This is a genomic window from Promicromonospora sp. NPDC059942 (assembly GCF_042731755.1).
Lineage (GTDB): Bacteria > Actinomycetota > Actinomycetes > Actinomycetales > Cellulomonadaceae > Promicromonospora.
On sequence record NZ_JBHWLR010000008.1, the window covers coordinates 29,293 to 49,119 of the forward strand.

17 protein-coding genes and 1 riboswitch are annotated in these 19,827 nt (G+C 73.4%); of the genes, 11 read left to right on the forward strand and 6 right to left on the reverse strand.

The window, feature by feature from the left end; genetic code table 11:
* Positions 1–28: 28 nt before the first annotated feature.
* Positions 29–760, reverse strand: coding sequence for a TetR/AcrR family transcriptional regulator (locus ACFV9Q_RS14485; protein WP_377234974.1), 732 nt, complete (start codon positions 758–760; stop codon positions 29–31).
* 183 nt (positions 761–943) lie between these two features.
* On the opposite strand from ACFV9Q_RS14485, the gene ACFV9Q_RS14490 reads away from it, so the two are divergent.
* Genes ACFV9Q_RS14490 through ACFV9Q_RS14500 form a run of 3 tightly spaced genes read left to right on the forward strand, consistent with a single transcriptional unit; the run spans position 944 to position 4,663 of the window.
* Positions 944–2,266 carry an acetyl-CoA C-acetyltransferase gene (locus tag ACFV9Q_RS14490; RefSeq protein ID WP_377234975.1) on the forward strand — a complete coding sequence of 441 codons (1,323 nt, stop codon included), beginning with the start codon at positions 944–946 and terminating at the stop codon, positions 2,264–2,266.
* 58 nt (positions 2,267–2,324) lie between these two features.
* On the forward strand, positions 2,325–3,668 hold the full coding sequence (locus tag ACFV9Q_RS14495) for a 3-oxoacyl-ACP reductase (protein ID WP_377234976.1): 1,344 nt from the start codon (positions 2,325–2,327) through the stop codon (positions 3,666–3,668).
* Positions 3,665–4,663 carry a MaoC family dehydratase gene (locus tag ACFV9Q_RS14500; RefSeq protein WP_377234977.1) on the forward strand — a complete coding sequence of 333 codons (999 nt, stop codon included), beginning with the start codon at positions 3,665–3,667 and terminating at the stop codon, positions 4,661–4,663. The genes ACFV9Q_RS14495 and ACFV9Q_RS14500 overlap by 4 nt, the downstream gene beginning before the upstream one ends.
* 208 nt (positions 4,664–4,871) lie before the next feature.
* Here ACFV9Q_RS14500 and ACFV9Q_RS14505 read toward each other — a convergent pair whose 3' ends face one another.
* Positions 4,872–5,732, reverse strand: coding sequence for a hypothetical protein (locus ACFV9Q_RS14505; RefSeq protein ID WP_377234978.1), 861 nt, complete (start codon positions 5,730–5,732; stop codon positions 4,872–4,874).
* Positions 5,733–5,865: 133 nt separating this feature from the next.
* On the opposite strand from ACFV9Q_RS14505, the gene ACFV9Q_RS14510 reads away from it, so the two are divergent.
* The 3 genes from ACFV9Q_RS14510 to ACFV9Q_RS14520 all read left to right on the forward strand — a co-directional run bounded on the left by ACFV9Q_RS14510 (position 5,866) and on the right by ACFV9Q_RS14520 (position 8,231).
* Positions 5,866–6,861: a helix-turn-helix domain-containing protein gene (locus ACFV9Q_RS14510; RefSeq protein ID WP_377234979.1), complete on the forward strand. Its 996-nt coding sequence runs from the start codon at positions 5,866–5,868 to the stop codon at positions 6,859–6,861.
* 26 nt (positions 6,862–6,887) lie between these two features.
* On the forward strand, positions 6,888–7,781 hold the full coding sequence (locus ACFV9Q_RS14515) for an LLM class flavin-dependent oxidoreductase (RefSeq protein ID WP_377234980.1): 894 nt from the start codon (positions 6,888–6,890) through the stop codon (positions 7,779–7,781).
* A gap of 147 nt (positions 7,782–7,928) precedes the next feature.
* Positions 7,929–8,231 (forward strand): hypothetical protein, encoded by a 303-nt coding sequence (locus ACFV9Q_RS14520; protein ID WP_377234981.1) that lies wholly within the window; start codon positions 7,929–7,931, stop codon positions 8,229–8,231.
* Between the two features lie 72 nt (positions 8,232–8,303).
* Here the strand turns inward: ACFV9Q_RS14520 and ACFV9Q_RS14525 are convergent, their stop codons facing one another.
* Positions 8,304–9,086 carry a hypothetical protein gene (locus ACFV9Q_RS14525; protein WP_377234982.1) on the reverse strand — a complete coding sequence of 261 codons (783 nt, stop codon included), beginning with the start codon at positions 9,084–9,086 and terminating at the stop codon, positions 8,304–8,306.
* 212 nt (positions 9,087–9,298) lie between these two features.
* Here ACFV9Q_RS14525 and ACFV9Q_RS14530 point away from each other — a divergent pair, with 212 nt between their 5' ends.
* On the forward strand, positions 9,299–10,804 hold the full coding sequence (locus ACFV9Q_RS14530; protein ID WP_377234983.1) for an amidase: 1,506 nt from the start codon (positions 9,299–9,301) through the stop codon (positions 10,802–10,804).
* A 113-nt stretch (positions 10,805–10,917) separates the two neighbouring features.
* Complete coding sequence (locus ACFV9Q_RS14535; RefSeq protein ID WP_377234984.1) at positions 10,918–11,514, forward strand: hypothetical protein; 597 nt, start codon at positions 10,918–10,920, stop codon at positions 11,512–11,514.
* Positions 11,515–11,517: 3 nt separating this feature from the next.
* Here the strand turns inward: ACFV9Q_RS14535 and ACFV9Q_RS14540 are convergent, their stop codons facing one another.
* Positions 11,518–12,936, reverse strand: a complete 1,419-nt coding sequence (locus ACFV9Q_RS14540; protein WP_377234985.1) for an aminotransferase class V-fold PLP-dependent enzyme — start codon at positions 12,934–12,936, stop codon at positions 11,518–11,520.
* Positions 12,937–12,967: 31 nt separating this feature from the next.
* Positions 12,968–13,082, reverse strand: a riboswitch (SAM riboswitch).
* Between the two features lie 298 nt (positions 13,083–13,380).
* Here ACFV9Q_RS14540 and ACFV9Q_RS14545 point away from each other — a divergent pair.
* A complete protein-coding gene (locus tag ACFV9Q_RS14545; RefSeq protein WP_377231842.1) occupies positions 13,381–13,830 on the forward strand; it encodes a rhodanese-like domain-containing protein in 450 nt (149 codons plus the stop codon).
* Positions 13,827–15,092 carry an O-succinylhomoserine sulfhydrylase gene (locus ACFV9Q_RS14550; protein ID WP_377234986.1) on the forward strand — a complete coding sequence of 422 codons (1,266 nt, stop codon included), beginning with the start codon at positions 13,827–13,829 and terminating at the stop codon, positions 15,090–15,092. Before ACFV9Q_RS14545 ends, ACFV9Q_RS14550 begins: the two co-directional genes overlap by 4 nt.
* Before the next feature lie 48 nt (positions 15,093–15,140).
* On the opposite strand, the gene ACFV9Q_RS14555 is transcribed toward ACFV9Q_RS14550, so the two are convergent.
* Entirely contained in the window at positions 15,141–17,618 is a 2,478-nt protein-coding gene (locus ACFV9Q_RS14555; RefSeq protein WP_377234987.1) for a glycoside hydrolase family 3 N-terminal domain-containing protein, read from the reverse strand.
* A gap of 124 nt (positions 17,619–17,742) precedes the next feature.
* Between ACFV9Q_RS14555 and ACFV9Q_RS14560 the strand changes: the two genes are divergently transcribed.
* Positions 17,743–18,537, forward strand: coding sequence for an MBL fold metallo-hydrolase (locus tag ACFV9Q_RS14560; RefSeq protein WP_377235170.1), 795 nt, complete (start codon positions 17,743–17,745; stop codon positions 18,535–18,537).
* Positions 18,538–18,653: 116 nt separating this feature from the next.
* Here the strand turns inward: ACFV9Q_RS14560 and ACFV9Q_RS14565 are convergent, their stop codons facing one another.
* Positions 18,654–19,817: a GNAT family N-acetyltransferase gene (locus ACFV9Q_RS14565; RefSeq protein ID WP_377234988.1), complete on the reverse strand. Its 1,164-nt coding sequence runs from the start codon at positions 19,815–19,817 to the stop codon at positions 18,654–18,656.
* Between the last annotated feature and the right edge of the window lie 10 nt (positions 19,818–19,827).

Consider the following 19,827-nt stretch of genomic DNA (forward strand, 5'->3'; position numbering starts at 1 on the left):
TTCTGGATGTCGGGAGGGTGGGTCGGGGTCAGGCGGTCGCCGGTGCGGCGCCGGGGCGGTTGTGCAGCACGCCCACGGGCCCGGTCCAGAGCCAGAGGGTCACCCGTTCGGTGAGCTGCTCACGGGTCAGCGGCGTCGACTCGACGGTGCGGTGGCCGAGCCACCACTCGCCGGAGCCGCGCACGAAGCCGACGGCGCCGGCGGCCCAGGCCGCGGCGTCCGCCGGAGGTACGTCGGTGGCCCGCGCGAACGGCTCCGCGACGAGCTCGATCACCGAGTCGAGGTAGGCGCCGAGCGGGTGCAGGTCGGCGGGGGTGCCCGGCACGCCCGCGTCGTCGGCGGGCGCCGGGGCGCGACGGCCGCGGCGGCCGCTCTCGACGGGCGCGGGCTCGTTGCCGCCGATGGCGGTCCGGGTGACGAACCAGTAGACGTTGGGGGAGCTCTCGATCATCTCGAGGTAGACGCGCACCATCTCGCGCAGCGCCATCTCCGGGTTGTCGGCCTGCTGCGCGGCGGCGCGCAGCGCGTCGTGCATCTGCATGACCACCGTCTCGGCGACGGCGAGCCGCAGGCCCGCCTTGTCGTCGAAGTACCGGTAGACGATCGACTTGGACGTCCCCGCGGCGGCGGCGATCTCGTCCATCGAGACCGCGGGCCCCAGGCGGTGCACGGCCTTGCGCGCGGCGCGGACGAGCTCTGCCCGACGGGCCGTGCGGTGGTCGTCCCAGCGGGTCGAACGACCGTCGACTCCGATGCTCATCGGTCCGCCTCCCCACCTTGACTCGCTAGAGGTCTTGTGATTCGTCTCACGAGACTGAGAGTATCAGGTACTGTGAGTCCTGGGCACCACCCGGGGCGAACCGGGTCGCGGCCCGGCCTGGTCTCGACAAGGCTCGACCCAACGAAGCCTCTGCCCGACGATGAAGTGAGAAGGAACAGCGACGTGTCCACTACCCCCGCCCCCGTCCCGTCCACGCGCGAAGCCGTGATCATCGGCGGCAACCGCATCCCGTTCTCCCGCGCCGGCAAGAAGTACGTGCGGACCAGCAACCAGGACATGTTCACCGCGGCGCTGGAGGGGCTCGTCGCCCGCTTCGGCCTGCAGGGCGAGCGCCTGGGCGAGGTCGTCGGCGGCGCCGTGCTGAAGCACAGCAAGAACTTCAACCTCATCCGCGAGAGCGTGCTGGGCTCCTCCCTGTCGCCCACCACCCCCGCCTACGACGTGCAGCAGGCGTGCGCCACCGGCCTCGAGGCCGCCATCGCGGTGACGAACAAGATCAAGCTCGGCCAGATCGAGTCCGCGATCGCCGGCGGCACCGACACCGTCTCGGACGCGCCGATCGTGGTCAGCGACCGGCTGCGCGCCGCGCTCCTGGACGCGAACCACGCCAAGACCACCGGGGCCAAGGTCAAGGCGCTGCTCCAGATCCGCCCCAAGGACCTGGCCCCCGCCACCCCGAGCACCGGCGAGCCGCGCACCCACCTCTCGATGGGCGAGCACCAGGCGATCACCACGGCGAAGTGGGGCATCTCCCGCGAGGCGCAGGACGAGATCGCGTTCAACTCGCACCAGAACCTCGCCCGCGCCTGGGAGTCCGGCTTCTTCGACGACCTGGTCACGCCGTACAAGGGCCTGACCCGGGACGACAACCTGCGCCCCGACACGTCGCTCGAGAAGCTCGCCAAGCTCAAGCCCGTGTTCGGCGCGAAGCTCGAGGACGCGGCCACCATGACCGCGGGCAACTCCACGCCGCTGACCGACGGCGCCTCCGCCGTCCTCTTCGCGTCCCGCGAGTGGGCGGAAGAGCGAGAGCTGCCGATCCTCGCCAAGTTCGTGGACGCCGAGACGGCGGCCGTCGACTTCGTGCACGGCCACGAGGGTCTGCTCATGGCCCCGGTGGCGGCGGTCCCGCGCCTGCTGGCCCGGAACGGCCTCACCCTGGACGACATCGACTTCTTCGAGATCCACGAGGCGTTCGCCTCCACGGTGCTGACCACGCTGGCCGCGTGGGAGGACGAGGAATACTGCCGTATGGAGCTCGGGCTCGACGGCGCGTTCGGCAAGGTGGACCGCAGCAGGCTCAACGTGAACGGCTCCTCGCTCGCGGCGGGTCACCCGTTCGCCGCGACCGGTGGCCGCATCATCGCGACCGCCGCCAAGCTGGTCTCCGCGAAGGCCAAGGAGACCGGGCAGCCCGCACGGGCGCTGATCTCGGTCTGCGCCGCCGGCGGTCTGGGCGCGGTCGCCCTGGTCGAGTCCGTCTGAACCGGGCGGCAGCGCACGCCCGAGCCCGCCCGTACCGCCCCGCAACGAAGAGGACATCGTGACCGACAGCTATCTCAACCTGGCCAACGGGACGCTCAAGCCCGTCTTCAAGAAGCTGGGCCTGCCCCAGCCGGCCATCCTCCGGCGCTACCGGCCCGGTAGCCCGCTCACCGTGGGCCCGGTCCTGGTGGTGTCCGACGACGCCTCGGCCGCCGACGCCGACGCCGTGGCCAAGGTCCTGTCCGGCTGGGACGTCGACGTGCGCCGCAGCCCGGAGACCGCCGACGGCGAGCGGTTCGGCGCCGTCGTGCTGGTGCTGACCGGGGCCGAGACCCCGGCGGCCGTGTCCACTCCGGTGCTCACCGTCGCCGGCACGCTGCGGCGCCTGGCGGGCAACGGCCGGGTCGTGAGCATCTCCCGCGCCGTCGCCGAGGGCGACGCGCCGGTCCTGGCCGCGACCCGTGGCGGCGTCGAGGGCCTGGTCCGTTCGCTCGGCAAGGAGCTGCGCGGCGGGTCCACGGCCAACGGCATCCAGCTCACGGGCGGTGCGGGCGTCGACTCCGCGTCGGCCGTGGCCACGCTGCGCTTCTTCCTGTCCGCCAGGTCGGCCTACGTGGACGGGCAGCTCCTGCCCGTCGGGCCGTCCGACGCCGCCGGCCCGGTCGACTGGGAGCAGCCGCTGGCCGGGAAGGTGGCCGTCGTCACCGGCGCCGCGCGCGGCATCGGCGCGGCGATCGCCCGGACGATGGCCCGGGACGGTGCCAAGGTGGTCGTCATCGACGTGCCGCCGGCCGGCGAGTCGCTCGCGACCGTCGCGAACGAGATCGGCGGCGTCGCGCTCCAGCTCGACATCACCGCCGACGACGCGGCCGACAAGATCCTGGCCGCCACCAAGCCGCTCGGCGGACTGGACATCCTGGTCCACAACGCCGGCATCACCCGCGACAAGCTGCTCGCCAACATGACGGCCGACAAGTGGGACCCGGTCATCGCGGTGAACCTCACGGCGCAGCTCCAGATCAACGAGCGCCTGCTCGCGGCCGGCGTCGAGGGTCTGCGGATCGTCTCGCTGGCCTCGACCACCGGCCTGGCCGGCAACCGGGGGCAGACCAACTACGGCTACACGAAGGCCGGGGTCATCGCGAACGCCGCCGCGGGCGCTCCGGTGCTCGCGGCCACCGGCGGCACGACGAACGCCGTCGCGCCGGGCTGGATCGAGACCGAGATGACCGCGAAGGTGCCCGCGCTCACCCGCACCGTGGCGCGCCGGATGCCGTCGCTGGGCCAGGGCGGCCTGCCGGTCGACATCGCCGAGGCGATCTCCTTCCTCGCGTCCGAGCCGGCGTCCGGCATCAACGGGCAGACCCTCCGGGTGTGCGGTCAGCACATGGTGGGCAAGTGACCTCCACGGAGAATGCCGGCGGAGTGGTGGCGCGGCAGGGTGCGCCGTACGGCGTGACCGAGCTGCCCGCGCTGCCCCGGCTGGGCGGGCTCTTCACGAAGGGCGTCGCCGGGTCGCCCGGCAAGCGCCCCAGGGGTGAGGTCCGGCTGCCCGAGGTGGCGTACCGCGTGGCGCGGGTGGACACGGCGGGCGAGGCGGCGCACCTGGCGGCGTACCAGGAGCTGCTGGGGGAGCCGTCGTCGGACGTGCTGCCCGCCGGGTTCCTGCACGTGCTGGCGTTCCCGCTGGCCACGGCCGTGATGGTGCGCGGAGACTTCCCGCTGCCACTGCTCGGCATGGTGCACCTGCGGAACGTGGCGCTGGTGCTCCGCCCGGTGCGGCTGGGCGAGACGGTCAAGGTGCGGGCGTGGGCGCAGGACGCCCGGGCGCACCGCCGGGGCGTCCAGGTGGACCTGGTCGCGGAGGTGCTGGTGGACGGCGTCCTCGCCTACCAGGGCGTCTCGACCTACCTCGCCAAGGGCTTCACGGCCCCCGACGGCGCGGCCCCGGCCGACGAGTCCCCGCGCGAGGAGTGGACGGCGCCCCTGCCGACCGCGCGCTGGAAGCTCGGCTCCGGGACCGGGCGGGCCTACGGCGCGGTGTCGGGCGATCAGAACCCGATCCACACGTCGAGCCTGGGCGCCAAGGCGTTCGGCTTCCCCCGGGCGATCGCGCACGGGATGTACACGGCGGCGCGGGCGCTGGCCGAGGTCGGGCCCGCCCGGCGCGGCGAGGCGTACGAGTGGACGGTCGAGTTCTTCCGGCCGGTCCTGCTGCCGAGCACGGTCGACGTCGCGATCCGGAACGCGGCCGACGTCGCCCCGGCGGGCTCTGCGGGCTCTCCGGGCTCTGCGGGCTCTGCGGGCGGGACCGAGCTCGCCGACGGCTTCGTGTACGACGGCTGGCGGTCCGGCAAGGGCACCCGCCACTTCAGGGGCACGATCCGGCCCCTCTGACGGACGGCACGCGGGCGGCCACGGCTGCCCGACGTCGCGAGGTCGCTCCGACGTCGTGCGGCTCAACGGACTCCCCTTTGAGGCCCGGGTTTCTTCGCTTTGGACGGCGCCAAAGCGAAGAAAGCCGGGCCTCAAAGGTGAGTTCGTGGGGGCCAGATCGACCCGGGCCTCGACGGCGGAGCGGTCAGGCCGGCGGGCGGAGCAGCGGTCAGGCCGGGGCGCGGAGGGCCAGGCGCGGGAGCAGGATCTGCTCCCAGAGGACCGCGCGCTTCGGGCGGAAGAAGCCCGAGTGCCCGATCCGGGTCAGGCCGTGGTCGGCGGCGCGCATCTCCACGAGCTCCACCTCGGCGCCCGGGAACTCGCGGCTCCAGTACCGGATCGACTCCGGGGAGATCAGCTCGTCGTCCGCGGTCCACAGGGCGGTGACCGGCGTCTCGACCTTCGCGAACCGGTCCCGCAGCTCGGGGAGCTCGCTGAACAGGTAGTCCGGGTGCAGGCACCAGCGGCCCCACTGGCGCATGACGCCGGCGGGCAGGTCGTCCAGGATCCGGAGCCGCCGGCCGGGGTAGTAGCCCGCCAGCGCCGTCGCGGTCGGTGCGATGACGCGCCAGAGCAGGGGCGACCAGGTCCGGATGGCCGGCGCCGCCTTGCCCCGCCAGCCGGTTCCCGAGGTCACCATCACGCAGCGGTCGACGCCGACGTCGGCCAGGAAGCCCAGGCTCTGGCCGCCGAACGAGTGCCCGACCCAGGTGAGCGGGACGCCGTCGGCGTCGGCCCGGGCGCGCGCGTGGAGCGCGGCGGCCTCGGCGTCGTGGTACCAGTCGAGGGCGGTGACCGTCGAGTCCCGCAGGGGGCCGTAGAGCTCCGGCTCCGAGCCGCGGTAGGAGAACGTGAGCACCGCGAAGCCGCGCTCGGCGAGCCACGCGGCGGTGTGCCGGTAGAACCGCATCGGCATGGCCATGGCCGGTGCGATCGCCACGACGCCGACGGGGGCGCCGTCCGGCAGGAACCAGCGGCCCGCGACCCGCTCGCCGCCGTCGGCGAGGAAGCTCACGTCTTCGGTGCTCACGTCCGGGAGGCTACCAACCGGCCCGGCTCCCGCCGAAGAGCGCACACGCCCACAGAACGTACAAAAGCATCGAAGTGCCCCCCTGGCGTATCCTCGCCACGGCACGGTGAAATTCATCCGGCGGGAGGATGACATGCTCAGTGACGTGCTCGGCCTGACCAAGTCGCAGTCGCTCGCGTACCGCGAGCTCGTGGCCTCACCATCGCTTGACGCCGCGGAGCTGGCACACCGGCTCGGGTGCGACCCGGGCGACGCCCTGGACGTGCTCCGCACGCTGGAGAACCACGGCCTCGCAGCCCGGCAGAGCGCGGACGACTCCCGGTTCCAGGCCGCTCCCCCCGAGATCGCGCTGGGCGCACTGCTCGCCCGGCGCAAGGACGAGATCCGCGCGGCGCAGGTCGAGCTGATCGAGCTGGAGGAGGACTTCCGGCGCTCGTCGGCGCTGCGGCCGGCGACCGACGTCGTCGACGTGGTGCGCGGGGCGGACGCCGTGAAGCACCGCATCATGCAGCTCCAGCTCGGCGCGCGCGAGACGGTCGAGTCGTTCACCAAGCCGCCGGTCTTCGTGATGTCCGCCGAGGACAACACGGCCGAGGACCAGGCCGTGGCCCGCGGCGTCCGGTACCGGGTGGTGGTCGACCGTGTGTTCCTGGACACGGGCATGATGCGGGTGGACGACGTCGCCGCGGCCATCGACAACGGCGAGGAGGTGCGGTTCTCCGAGCGGGTGCCGATCAAGCTGTTCATCATCGACCGGCGGCTCGCGTTCGTACCGATCCAGACCGTGGTGGACGCCGAGGACTCCGACCTCGCCCCCGACCTGGTGGGCGCGCTGATCATCCATCCCTCCGGGCTGCTCGACGCCCTCATCGCGCTGTTCGAGGCGGTGTGGCGGGACGCCACGCCGTTCGCGCGGCCCGGCGAGCCGGACGCCGGCGGCGAGCTCGAGTACCAGGACGCCCGCATCCTCGGGCTGATGCTCGTGGGCCTCACGGACCAGTCGGTGGCCAACCAGCTCGGCCTCTCGCTGCGGACGGTGCAGCGCCGCGTCAAGGTGCTCATGGACATCGCCGGCGTCTCGACGCGCATCCAGCTCGGCTGGCACGCCGCGCGCAAGGGCTGGATCTGACAGCAGCGCCGTGACAGCGTGTGGCCATGACCACACTGGCGTGCATCATCCGCCCCTCGACCCCGCCCTCCCGCGTCATCCCCCTCGCCCGCGCCGTCGAGGCCGCGGGGATCGAGGAGATCTGGCTCTGGGAGGACTGCTTCCAGACCGGCGGGATCTCCGCCGCCAGCGCGATCCTGGCCGCGACCGACCACGTCCGCGTGGGGATCGGCGTGATGCCCACGCCCCTGCGGACCGTCGCCCTGACCGCGATGGAGGTCGCCACGGTCGACGGGATGTTCCCGGGCCGGCTCATCCCGGGGATCGGGCACGGCGTGCAGTCCTGGATGACACAGGTGGGGGCGAAGGCGGCGTCGCCCCTGACCCTGATGCGGGAGTACGCGACGACGCTGCGCGCCCTGCTCGCGGGGGAGGATGTGACGGTGTCGGGCCGGTACGTGAACCTGGACGACGTGAAGCTGGACTGGCCGCCCGCCCGGCCCGTGCGGGTGCCGGTCGCCGCGACGGGGCCCAAGTCGCTGCACCTCGCGGGCGAGGTGGGCGACGGCGTGGTGCTGGAGGGTTCCGTGGGCCTGGTCGGGCTGCCTGCCGCGCTGGAGCGGATCGCCGAGGGCCGGGCTGCCGCCGGGCGCGAGGCGGACGCCTTCTCGGTGGTCCAGTTCGTGTCCGGGGGCACCGGACCCGGCGCCGCCGAGCGGCTGCGCGCCGAGCTCACCACGTGGGGCCAGGACGTGGCCGACGACGAGCGGCTGGCGGGCTACGCGATCTGGGGCGACGCCCTGGCGCTGGCCGAGGGCGTGCGCCGGTTCGGCGCGGCCGGCGCGGACACCGTGGCGATCCAGCCGACGGAGGACGACCCGGACCTGGAACGGCTCGCCGAGGTGCTGGGCGAGGCGCGCGAGCTGTTGAGCCGGGACTGACGGCGCGAGCCGACGCCGGGGGCCGACGGCGCGGCCCGGCGACCGGACATTCGGCCTCACCCAAAGGACGTTGAGCCCCGCCCGCACGTGCCGCAGCGTGGACCGGGCCGGGCGGGACGGTCCCTCCGGCCACGAAGGAGGTTCACGATGAACAAGCTCGTACGGGTGGCCGCCGCTGGTACCGCGGCCCTCCTCACGACGGCCGCGGGCGTGCTCGGCGCCGGGGCGGCCGCGGCCGCCGACCGGGAGTACGGCACGGACGGGACGCGGGTCACATCCGTCCCGACCGACGACCGCGACTTCAGCACGGACGGCACCAGGGTGACGTCCGACAACAAGGACTGGTCGGCCGGGACCGACGGGACGCGCGTGACGGTCACCCAGGACTGGCCGGCGGGCACGTCCGGGACGCGCGTGACGTCGGTCCCGGCCGACGACCGCGAGTACTGAGTCCGCACGGCACGACGCCGGGGTCGCACCGTCACGTGGCGGTGCGACCCCGGCGTCATGCGGGCCGGACGATCAGATGTCGCGCGGCGGGGCGAACGAGCCCGTGGTGCCGGGGGCGACGGCGGGCGTGTTGTTCGGCTCCGCGACGGGCCTGGCGGCAGCGGCGCCGTCCGACAGATTGCCCAGGAAACCCTCGACGCGCGACCGCATGGGGCCGATCAGCGCACCGCCGACGCCGACGATGAGAATGCCGGCGACCGTGGCCAGGAATGCGATGAGAACGGGCATTGTGACGGTGGTTCCGATGCCGATCTGGTTCACGGCGGCGATAACACCCAGCGCGATGATGAAGAAGGCCACCGTCTTCGCCACGAGCGGGCCGTAGGAAACGCGGCTCATGGTGTTCATGAGAAGGTCCTTCACCACATTCGCGATGGCGCCGGCGATCACCACGATGATGATCGCGACGACCAGGCTCGGGAGCCACGCCACGATCTGGTTGACGATCGCGCTCACCGGGTTGGTGGGCCCGAAGGCGCTCAGCGCGAGCTGGAGCGTGATGAGCAGGATGAAGTAGTAGATGATCTTCGTGAGCAGCGCGATCGGCTCGATGCCCGACCCGGCGAGGAGCCGGTTCGCCCCCGCGCGCTCGAGCACCTTGTTGAAGCCGATCCGCGTGAGGATCATGCCCACGAACCGGGCGATCGCCTTGGCGATGAAGTACCCGATGAGGAATACCACCAGGAACACGAGGAGCTTCGGGATGAAGCTCGCGACCGCACCGAGCGCGTCCGTGATCGGTGCCAGCCAGTCGACTGCGTTCGGCACGACGAGTGCCGTATTGAAGAATGTCATGGTGTTCTCCCCCTTCGAGATATTTCTGTGCACCTCGGGCGCACCGTGACGGCGCGGCGCAAAGGTGACAGCTCCGCACGAACATATGCCGCAGAAGCGCATTCTGCGCGGCAGAATTACACGGCGCGGAGTTCAATTCGCCCCTAGCGCCGGGCATCAACGCAGGTCACATCGTTGAATGCGATTCGTCAGAAAGCGTCTAGCCTGACGGGATGGATGCCCTGCACGAGCGGACCGCCGTCGAGCTACGCAACCTTCTGGCCGCCGGAGAGCTCACCCCCACCGAGGTGACCGAGCACTACCTCGACCGGATCGAGCGGCTGAACCCCGTTGTCGGCGCCTTCGCCACGGTCACCCCCGAGCAAGCCCGGAAACGGGCGGCCGAGCTCCAGGAGAACCGCGGGACGGGTTCCGGCGAGGGCACGCCGCCGCCGTCGGGCAGCCTGTGGGGCCTGCCCACCGGGGACAAGGACCTGTGGAACCGGGCGGGCGTGCCCACCGGCTTCGGGTCGCGCGCCTTCGCGGGGCTGCCGCCGGCCGAGGAGAGCGACGAGATCGTGCGGGTGCTCGACGACGCCGGGATCGTCAGCCTCGGCAAGACCGCCGCGCCCGAGCTGGGCTTCCCGGCCTACACCGAGCCGGTCGGCGCCGCCCCTGCGCGTACCCCCTGGGACCTGGGCCGCGGCGCGGGCGGCTCCAGCGGCGGGGCGGCCGCCGCAGTGGCGGCGGGCCTGCTGCCGTTCGCGCCCGGGTCCGACGGCGGCGGGTCGATCCGCATCCCCGCGGCGGCCTGCGGCGTCGTCGGCCTCAAGCCAACGCGCGGGCTGCTGCCCGCGGGCAGCGGCGTCGACTCCCTGGGCGGGCTGGTCGTGAACGGGCCGATCTCGCGCACCGTCGCCGACACCGCCCTGCTGCTGGAGGCGATGCTCCCGCGGCGCGCCGGGGGCGGCGTCGCGCACCCGTACACGCTGCGGGCGCCGTCGTACGCCGCAGGTGCCTACCTCGCGGCCGCGCAGCGGGCCGAGCTGCCTGCCGAGGAGGCCGGCGACCCCGGTCGCCTCGCCCGGATCGGCGTGACCACGTCGTCGGCGTGGGACGGCTTCTACGACATCGTCGTCTCCCCCGAGGCCCACGCCGCGCTGGACGCCGGGGTGGGCGCCCTGGCCGGCCGGGGGCACGAGGTCGAGGAGTTCGCGCTGGCCGCGGCCCCCGAGTACGCCCCGGCGTTCCGGACCCTGTGGATGGGCGGCGCCTCGGCGGTGCCGATCGACGACCCGGAGACCCTGGACAAGCTGGAGCCGCTGACGCAGTGGCTCATCCGTACCGGCCGCACGGTCCCCGCCCGGCAGCTCGCCGAGGCGGTGCGGACGCTCACCGGCTTCGAGCGCTCGCTCGTGGCGCAGGTCAGCGCCTACGACGCCGTCGTGACCCCCGCGCTCGCGCTCACCCCACGGCCGATCGGCTGGTACGACGCCGAGGATCCGGAGCGGAACTTCGAGCAGCAGTGCCAGTACACGCCCTTCACGTCGATGCTCAACGTCGCCGGGCTGCCCGCGATCACCGTGCCGACCCACTGGACCGCGCCCACCGCCGAGGCGCCGGCCGGGCTGCCGATGGGGGTGCAGATCATCGGCCGGCCGGGCGGCGAGCTCACGCTGCTGGCGCTGGCGGCCCAGATCGAGGCGGCGCTCCCCCGCCCGCAGGCGTTCCCGGTCTGACACTTCGGTGGTGGCCGAATATGGTTCCGCGGCCCGGCGACGCGTGGTTGGGTACCCCTAGTGGGTATCCAACCGCGACGGCGCCGCAGCGCCGGGACAGGGAGAACGGAACCATGGCCGAGACGTTCGAGACGACCGCGCCCGCGCGGCCGAGCCGGTGGACCGGGACCTGGCCCACCAACACCGCCTGGATCGTGCTCGGCATTCTGACGGGCTTCGCCCTGCTGGTGGGCGGGACGGCGATCGTGGGCGGCACCTGGCAGGACGCCGTCGCCGAGGACCCGACCACCGCGATCGGCGTCGCGACGCTGCGCTACCTGGCCGCCGCCGTGACCGGCGTCCGCTGGACGGCCTGGCTCGTCGCCCTCCTGGCGTCCGCGATCCCCGTCGCGTCCGAGCTGCTGGACACGCCGCGCTGGATCGCGTTCGTCCTGGTGGGGCTGGTCCTGGCCGGCATCGGGCTGGCCCGCGGACGCCGCGCGACGTGGCCGCAGGCCGCCGCCATGGCCGGTTTCTTCGGGGTCGCGACGGCGGCCCTGTTCCTGGAGCCGCGGCTCGGGCTGGCCCTCGCGGGCCTCGCCCTCGCCGCGCACGCCGGGTGGGACGTGGTGCACTACCGCCGTGACGTCGTGGTGAACCGTTCGCTCGCGCTGTGGTGCATCGGGCTGGACCTCACCATGGGCGGCATCTGCGTGGCGCTGGCGCTGTAGCCGTCAGTCCTCGTCCGGGAGGCAGCCGAAGGCCTCGTCGAAGCCCAGGGCTGCCGTCGCCAGCAGGCCCGCGAGGCCGGAGCCCTCGGGCACGGGGCGCGGGTCGTCGGTCACGACCCACAGCCCGTCGACGACGTCGTACCCAGCCTGCGGGCCGTCCTCGACCAGGCTGCCGACGGCGGCGATCAGGCGCTCGATCTCCTCGCCCGCGGTGCCGACGCCGACCGAGGCGCGCACGGCCCCGGCGTCGAACCCGAGCCGGCCGAGCAGCGGGTGCGCGCAGAAGCGGCCGTCCCGGACGCCGATGCCGTGCTCCGCGGACAGGTAGGCGGCGACGAGGCCCGGGTCGTACCCGGTCACGGTGAAGGTGACGACGCCGACCGGGTCGACGGCGTCGGCCCAGACCCGCACGACCTCGACGCGGTCGATCGCCTCGAGCCCGGACACGAGCCGGCGGCGCAGGGTGTTCTCGTGCGCCACGACCTCGGCCGGGTCGAGCGCGGCCAGCTCCTCGCAGGCCGCCGCGAGCGCCACCGCGCCGATGACGTTGGGCGAGCCGGCCTCGTGGCGGGCAGGTCCCTCGTGCCAGTCGGTGCCGCCCACGCGCACGCGGCGGACGGCGCCGCCGCCGGCGAGGTACGGCGTGCCCGCGTCGAGCCAGTCGCGGTGGCCCACCAGCACGCCGGCGCCGAACGGGGCGTAGGTCTTGTGCCCGGAGAACGCGAGGTAGTCCACGCCGGTCGACTCCAGCGAGATGCGGCGGTGCGGCACGAGCTGGGCGCCGTCGAGCGCCACGCGCGTCCCGAACTCGTGGGCGACGGCGACGATCTCGGCGATCGGGAGGGACTCGCCGGTCACGTTCGAGGCGCCGGTCAGGGCGAGGAGGGCGTACGGGCGGTCCTCGGCGGCGTCGGCCAGCTCCTCCCGGATCTGGGCGACGGTCTCGGCCACGGTGGCACCGCCGGTCAGCACGGTCGCGCCGGTGGTGCGCTGCCAGGGCAGCAGGTTCGCGTGGTGCTCGACGTCGAGCACCAGCACGCGGCCGGGCTCGCCGTCGGCCTGCGCGGGGACGCAGCCGGCGAGGAGGTTGAGGGAGTCGGTGGTGTTCCGCGTGATGATCGTCAGGTCGTCCTCGCGGGCGCCGACGAACGCGCCGATGGTGCGGCGCGCGGTCTCGTAGAGCGCCGTGCTCACCTGGGAGAGGTAGCCCGCGCCGCGGTGCACGCTGGCGTACAGCGGCAGCACCTGGGTGACGCGGTCGGCGACGGCCTGCAGGGCCGGGGCCGACGCGGCGACGTCGAGGTTCGCGTACGAGACCTGCGTGCCGTCCACGAGCGGGACGAGCGTCCCGCCGCCCACGACGGGGCGCAGCGGGGCGAGGTCGGTCACCGCGGTGGCACGGCTGAGAGTGGGAGCAGACATGGCGTCCTCCAGCACAGTCCTGGGGGAGGTTCCCCCGCGCTTGCCGCACGCGGGCTGCGCGCGGCCTGGTCGTCACCCGGGGCACCCCACCGCGGAGGGAGGGTTGCCGGCCAGCGAGCCGGGGCTTGACGCTGGCGCTCATGACCTGCGGCCATCCTGTGCTGCGGGCAAAACTCCTGTCAACGCATGTCTCAGATGCTGGTCCCACGTTCTGGGCGGGCCGCGGCATCGTCGTCACGGTAGCGAGAACCGGCTTTCCTACTGAATTGGTCGGGTTGCCTGTCGAGACACTGTTCCACCCACCGGACACCATGTCGTAGGGTTGGCAACGACCATCCCGAGCGGCCGAGTGACGTGGCACGACGACGCCGCAGCAACCCAGCGTTCCCCGCAGCAGCGGAGGACGGACGAGGGTGCTACCGCCACGACCGATGGAGGAGCATCATGAGCGACCCCGCGCGCGTCGAAGCACGACCGGCCGACGGCTACGCCGGCGACATCACGCCCCAGCAGGCCTGGGACCTGCTCGCCGGCGACCCGGACGCCACGCTGGTGGACGTCCGCACCGACGGCGAGTGGCGCACGATCGGCATCCCGGACACGGCCTCGCTGGAGAAGCAGCCCGTGTTCGCCGAGTGGGTGCAGGCCGGCGGCCGCCCCAACCCCCGGTTCCTGGAGGAGCTCAAGGCGGCTGGCGTCTCCGGCGGGCCCGTCGTCTTCCTGTGCCGGTCCGGCCAGCGCTCGATCGCGGCGGCGCGGCTCGCCACGGCGTCGGGCATCGCGCCGTCGTACAACGTGCTGGAGGGCTTCGAGGGTGCGCCCGGGGCCGACGGCGTCCGGGACCAGCAGGGCTGGAAGGTCGCCGGCCTGCCGTGGACGGCGGGCCCCGCGTGACCGTCACCGGCGCTTACCCGCCCGGCGCGAACCCCGGCGGTTCCGGCCGCAAGCCGCTCCCTGACGGCGTCCGCCCGGCGACGCTCGCCGTGCGCGGCGGCCACCAGCGCAGCGAGTTCCAGGAGACGAGCGAGGCGCTGTTCCTCACGCAGGGCTACGTCTACGACAACGCCGCGGAGGCCGAGGCCGCGTTCAAGGGCGACGTCGACCGGTTCGTCTACTCGCGCTACGGCAACCCGACGGTGCACACCTTCGAGGAGCGCCTGCGCCAGCTCGAGGGCGCCGACGCCTGCTACGCGACCGCGACCGGCATGTCCGCGGTGTTCACGTCGCTGGCCGCGCTCGTGAGCTCCGGCTCGCGGATCGTGGCCGCCCGGGCGCTGTTCGGGTCCAGCGTGGTGATCTTCGAGGAGATCTTCAAGAAGTGGGGCGTGCGCACCGACTACGTGGACGGGCACGTGCTGTCCCAGTGGGAGGACGCGCTCTCGACGCCCGCCGACGTGGTGTTCTTCGAGACGCCGTCGAACCCGATGCAGGACATCGTGGACGTGCGCGCCGTGGTGGACCTGGCGCACGCCGCCGGGGCGACGGTGGTGCTCGACAACGTGTTCGCCACCCCGCTGCTGCAGAAGCCGCTGGAGCTGGGCGCCGACGTGGTCGTCTACTCGGCGACCAAGCACATCGACGGGCAGGGGCGTGTGCTGGGCGGCGCGATCCTCGGCTCCACGGAGTACATCACCGGCCCCGTGCAGACGTTCATCCGCAACACCGGGCCGTCGCTGGCGCCGTTCAACGCGTGGACCCTGCTCAAGGGCCTGGAGACGATGCCGGTGCGGGTCGCGGCCCAGAGCGCGAGCGCCCTCGCCGTCGCGCAGGCCCTGGAGGAGCTGCCCGCCGTGGGCACCGTGCGCTACCCGTTCCTCGACTCCCACCCGCAGGCGGACCTGGCGCGGTCGCAGATGAGCGGGGGCGGCACCGTCGTGACGTTCGACCTGGCGGTCCCCGCGGGCACGGACGACGACGCCGCGAAGCGGCACACGTTCGCGTTCCTCGACGCCCTGCGGCTGGTCGACATCTCGAACAACCTCGGCGACGCGAAGTCCCTGATCACCCACCCCGCGACGACCACGCACCGCAAGCTGGGGGCGCCGGGGCGGGCCGCCGTCGGCATCGCGGAGACGACGGTCCGCCTCTCGGTGGGCCTGGAGGACGTCCAGGACATCATCGAGGACGTCCAGCAGGCGCTGTCCTCGGCGGGGTAGGCCGTCGGGGTCCGGCGGTCGACGCGACCGCCGGACCTCGACGCCTCGTCAGCTCCCGGCCCGGCTGAGGATCCGCGTCGCCTGGGTCTCGTGGCCCTCCAGGAGCGCCACGTCCGAGGTCGCGATCGCCTTGGCCGCCGCCGGCGGGACGCCTGTGGCGGGGTCGAGCACCTCGTTCTGCAGCGCGAGCCGCTGCTCGTCGTGGTGCGACGTGCGGCCGCCCGTGGACAGGCCCCAGCCGAACGGGAACAGCGGGTCGTAGTGCTTGTCCCCGACGTTCACCACCGGGTCGTCGGCCGACCGCGGCCACGACACCGGGAGCTTGCCCGTGAACTTCCGGTCGCCGAACAGCACGTCCGCGATGCCGGCGCCCTCCGTGCCCGGCAGCCACGACGCGACCAGCGCGTCGATCGACCGGAGCTGGTCGGTGAGCACCTGCGGCCGCCCCGAGACCACCAGGACCACGCAGGTCCTGATCTCGGCGCAGACCTTCTCCACGACCGCGGCGTCGCCGGGCTGCAGCGACATCGACTTCTCCTCGCGGGGCACCCCGCCGTCGGCCGGGTCCCAGGCCCACTCGGGCCCGCCGACGTCGCCGAACCCCTCGGCGTACGGCGTCTCGCCGACGACGACGATGCCGACGTCGGCGCCGTCCGTCGGCGCGGAGGCGTCCTCGCTGAACGTGACGTCGTCGGCCGCGGCCTGGATGCCCTCCAGGATCGTCGTGCCCGCGGTGACGTCGCCCGAGAACCCCTGCCACGTGCCGGTCCAGCCGCCGGCCTGGTTGCCCAGGTCGTCGGCGTTGCGGCCCGCGACGTAGATGCTCTCGTCGTCGTCCAGGGGCAGGGCGCGGTGGCTGTTCTTGAGCAGCACCTGCGACTCGGCGACGGCCTTGCGGGCGATCGCCCGGTGCTCCGCCGAACCGATGTCGTCGGCGTTCGACCGGTCCGCGAACGGCTCCTCGAACAGCCCCAGCTCGAACTTGGCGACGAGGATCCGGGACACGGCGTCGTTGATGCGCTGCTCGCTGACACGCCCGTCCTGCACCGCCGCGAGCAGCCGCGTGTGGAACCGCTCGAACTGCGACGGCTCCATGAACATGTCGATGCCCGCGTTCACGCCGGTGACGATCTGGTCGGTGGTCGGGGAGTCGTCCGCGAGCGGCGGGATCTGGTGGATCCCCTGCCAGTCGCTGATCACGAAGCCGTCGAACCCCTGCTTCTGCTTGAGCCACCCGGTGACCAGCTCGCGGTTCGCGTGCATCTTCACGGGGTTGCCGAGGCCGTCGTCGGTCCAGTCGATGCTGGAGAAGCTCGGCATGACGGACCCGACACCGGCCTTGAGCGCCGCCACGTACGGCGGCAGGTCCACCTGCTCGACGTGCCGCCGGCTCTGCTCGGTGATGCCCTGGTCGATCGTGTAGTCGCCCTCGCCGGTGCCGAACGTGGTGTCGCCGTCGCCGACGAAGTGCTTGGCGGTCGCGAGCACCGACGTGCTGCTGTCCAGGTCTCTGCCCTGGAAGCCGGTCACGGCGGCCGCGCCGAGCACGCTCGCGAGCGCGGGATGCTCCCCGAAGGACTCGTACGTGCGGCCCCAGCGGTCGTCGCGCACCACGCACACGCACGGCGCGAACGTCCACGGGATGCCGGTCGCCCGCGTCTCGGACGCGACCATGCGCTCGGCGCGCGCGACCAGCAGCGGGTCGCGCGTGGCGCCGAGCCCGATGTTGTGCGGCAGGATCGTCGCGCCGTTCAGGTTGCCGTGCCCGTGCACGGAGTCGACGCCGTAGATCAGCGGGATCTGCAGCCGCGTCGCGAGGGCCTGCGTCTGGAAGCCGTCGATCGCGTCCGCCCAGGCGTCGGGGGTGTTCTCGGCGGGCGTCGAACCGCCGCCGCTGAGCACCGAGCCGAGGCCGAGCTCCGCGATGACCGTCGGGTCGCTGGTGACGTTCCCGCGCTCCGCCTGCGTCATCTGCCCGACCTTCTCCGCGAGCGTCATGCGCTTCAGGAGGTCGGCGACCCGCTTCTTGGTGGACAGGCGCGGGTCCAGGTAGGGCAGGCCGTGCGCCCGCACGACGACGGCGGGCTGGCGGGAGACCTGCGCGTCCCGCGACTCCAGGGTCACGGGCACGGTCTCCGCGGTCTCGCCGGAGCCCGAGGCGCGGGTGGTGATCCGGACGGTCCGCTCGGTGCCGGACGGTGCGCCGGCGGGGAACTCGAGCGTGCCGGAGCCGGTCGCGTAGTCGGCGTCGGCGGTGGCCGTGCCGGAGCCGGTGCGCCAGCTGACGGTGACGGGGGCGGCGAGCGCGGCGCCGTCGGCGGCCTCGACCGTGACGGTGACCGTCGCGGTGGCGCCGTCGTCGACGAAGGTGACGGAGTCCGCGCTCACGACGGCCTCGGCGGCCGGGGCGGCGCGGGTGGCCAGAGGGGGTACGAACAGTGTCGTGGTGGCGAGAGCCGCCACGGAGATGAGTGCCGGTGTTCTGCGGACGCGGTAGTGCTGCGCCGCGCCTGAGATGGCGGACATCTGAGGTATTCCTCTCTTCTTTGGGAGGTGATTTACCGATCACACACCGCCCTCCGGCGAGGCACAAGCGCTGCTGACCGCTGGATAGGGTGATTCAGTGGACCTCATTACCCCCTTTGCGAGGATGCTCCGGGCTGACAACCCCGGCCCGATGACGCTCGACGGCACCCGGTCGTACGTGCTGGGTGCCCCCGGTGCGACGGGTCGCGTGGTCGTGGACCCCGGCCCGGACCTCGCGCCGCACCTCGCCGCGCTGGCCGACGCCGGCCCCGTCGACCTGGTGCTCGTCACCCACCGGCACGCCGACCACACCGGCGGGCTGGCCCGGTTCCGGGAGCTCACCGGCGCCCCGTCGCGCGGGATCTCGGCGGAGTTCTGCGCCGGTCGGGACGGCGGGGCGGGCACGGGCCCGCTGGCCGACGGCGAGGTCCTGGAGGTGGCGGGCCTGCGCATCGAGGTGCTGGCCACGCCGGGCCACACGGCCGACTCGGTGTGCCTCGTCGTGTCGGACGGTACGTCCACCGTGGTGCTCACCGGGGACACGGTGCTGGGCCGCGGCACCACCGTGCTCGCCGAGCCGGACGGTTCGCTGCGCGACTACCTGGCGTCGCTGGACCGGCTGAGCGCGCTGGACCTGCCCGACCCCGTGCCGGGGCTGCCCGGGCACGGACCGGTGATCCCGGACCTGCGCGCGGTGGTGCACGCGTACCGCGAGCACCGCACGGAGCGGCTGGACCAGGTGCGCTCCGCGCTCACCGCCCTCGGAGTCACGCTGCCGGACGCCGCCGCCCCGCTCCCAGACCCGCTGCTGGACGCCGTGACCGGCGCGGTGTACGCCGACGTCGACGCGTCGGTGCTGCCGGCCGCCCGGTCGTCGGTGCGGGCGCAGCTCGAGTACCTGCGCGGGACCGAGCGCTGAACGGCCTCCGGGGAAGACGTCACGCAGCCGAGGACGTAACGCAGAGGTAGCAGTGCTAGCTCAGCGTTACGTCCTCGGCTGCGTACCGTCTTCCCGGCGCCGTCCCGGAGGTGCGCTCAGAGCGCCTTGCCCAGGAAGAGCAGCTGGGCGTCGTCCGAGCCGTACGGCGGGTACGGCAGCACCGGCCGGTAGCCGAGCTTCCCGTACAGGCGCAGCGCCGTGGGCTGCCGGATACCGGTGTTGAGGTAGGACGCCAGGCCTCCGCGCCGTCGGGCCTCCTCCTCGAGGTACCCGACCAGGGCCGAGGCGACGCCCGCGCGGCGCACCGACGGGTCCACGAACACGCTCTGCAGCTCGAACCCACGGGACTCACCCGCCTCCGCGGCAGCGGCGATGCCGCCGACACCGCGCATCGGGTCGGCCGTGAGATGCTTCGGGCCCACCGGCGACGGCGCGAGGGTGGCGCAGCCGACGGGCCGGCCGTCCAGCACGGCCAGGACTGTCACCAGCGTGGTGCGCCCCCGCTCGACGTCGACGACGTCGTGGCCGCCGCGCGCCTCGACGACCCGCGCCAGCTCCGGGTAGAGCGGCTGAAGGTACACCCACATCGCGCGCCGCAGGGCGGCGGCGTCGGGGTCGTCCCAGGGGACCTCGCGGAGCACCGGGGCGGAGGCCGGGGCCGACGGGGTCTCGACGGGCCCGACGAGCGGGGACTCGGCCAGCGGTGCCGCGCTGTCGGGGACCAGCCACTTGCCGAAGCACCGCGAACCAGGCTCGTCCGAGAACACGCCGAACGACTCGACGGGGTCGTAGCCCAGCCGCAGGTACAGCCCGAGCGACTCGGGCTGCATGAGCCCGGTCTCCAGGACCAGGTGCCGCACGCCGGCGTCGCGGGCGACGTCCTCCGCGGCCTTCATCACCGTGCGGGAGAGCCCGCGCCCGCGGAAGCCCGGCGCCACGTACACGCGCTTGACCTCGGCGGTGCCGTCCGGGTGCAGGCCGCCCTGGTAGTCGTCACGGCCCGACAGGTCGCGCAGCGCGGCATGGCCGGCCGGCTCGCCGTCGACCCGCAGCAGCAGGGTCGCGAACACGTTCGACGGGTCCACCTGGTCGCGCGCGTCGGGCACGGGTGCGCCGTCGGCGTCCGTCGTCGCCGGCCGGCCGGGCTGCGTGTACCGCAGGTCGATCTCGTGCTGCTGCTCGGCGCGCAGGCGGACGGCGTCCGCGTGGTCCCAGCCGACCGTCTCGATCGTGAGACCCGCGAGAACCTCAGCGACCATGGCCGCCTGC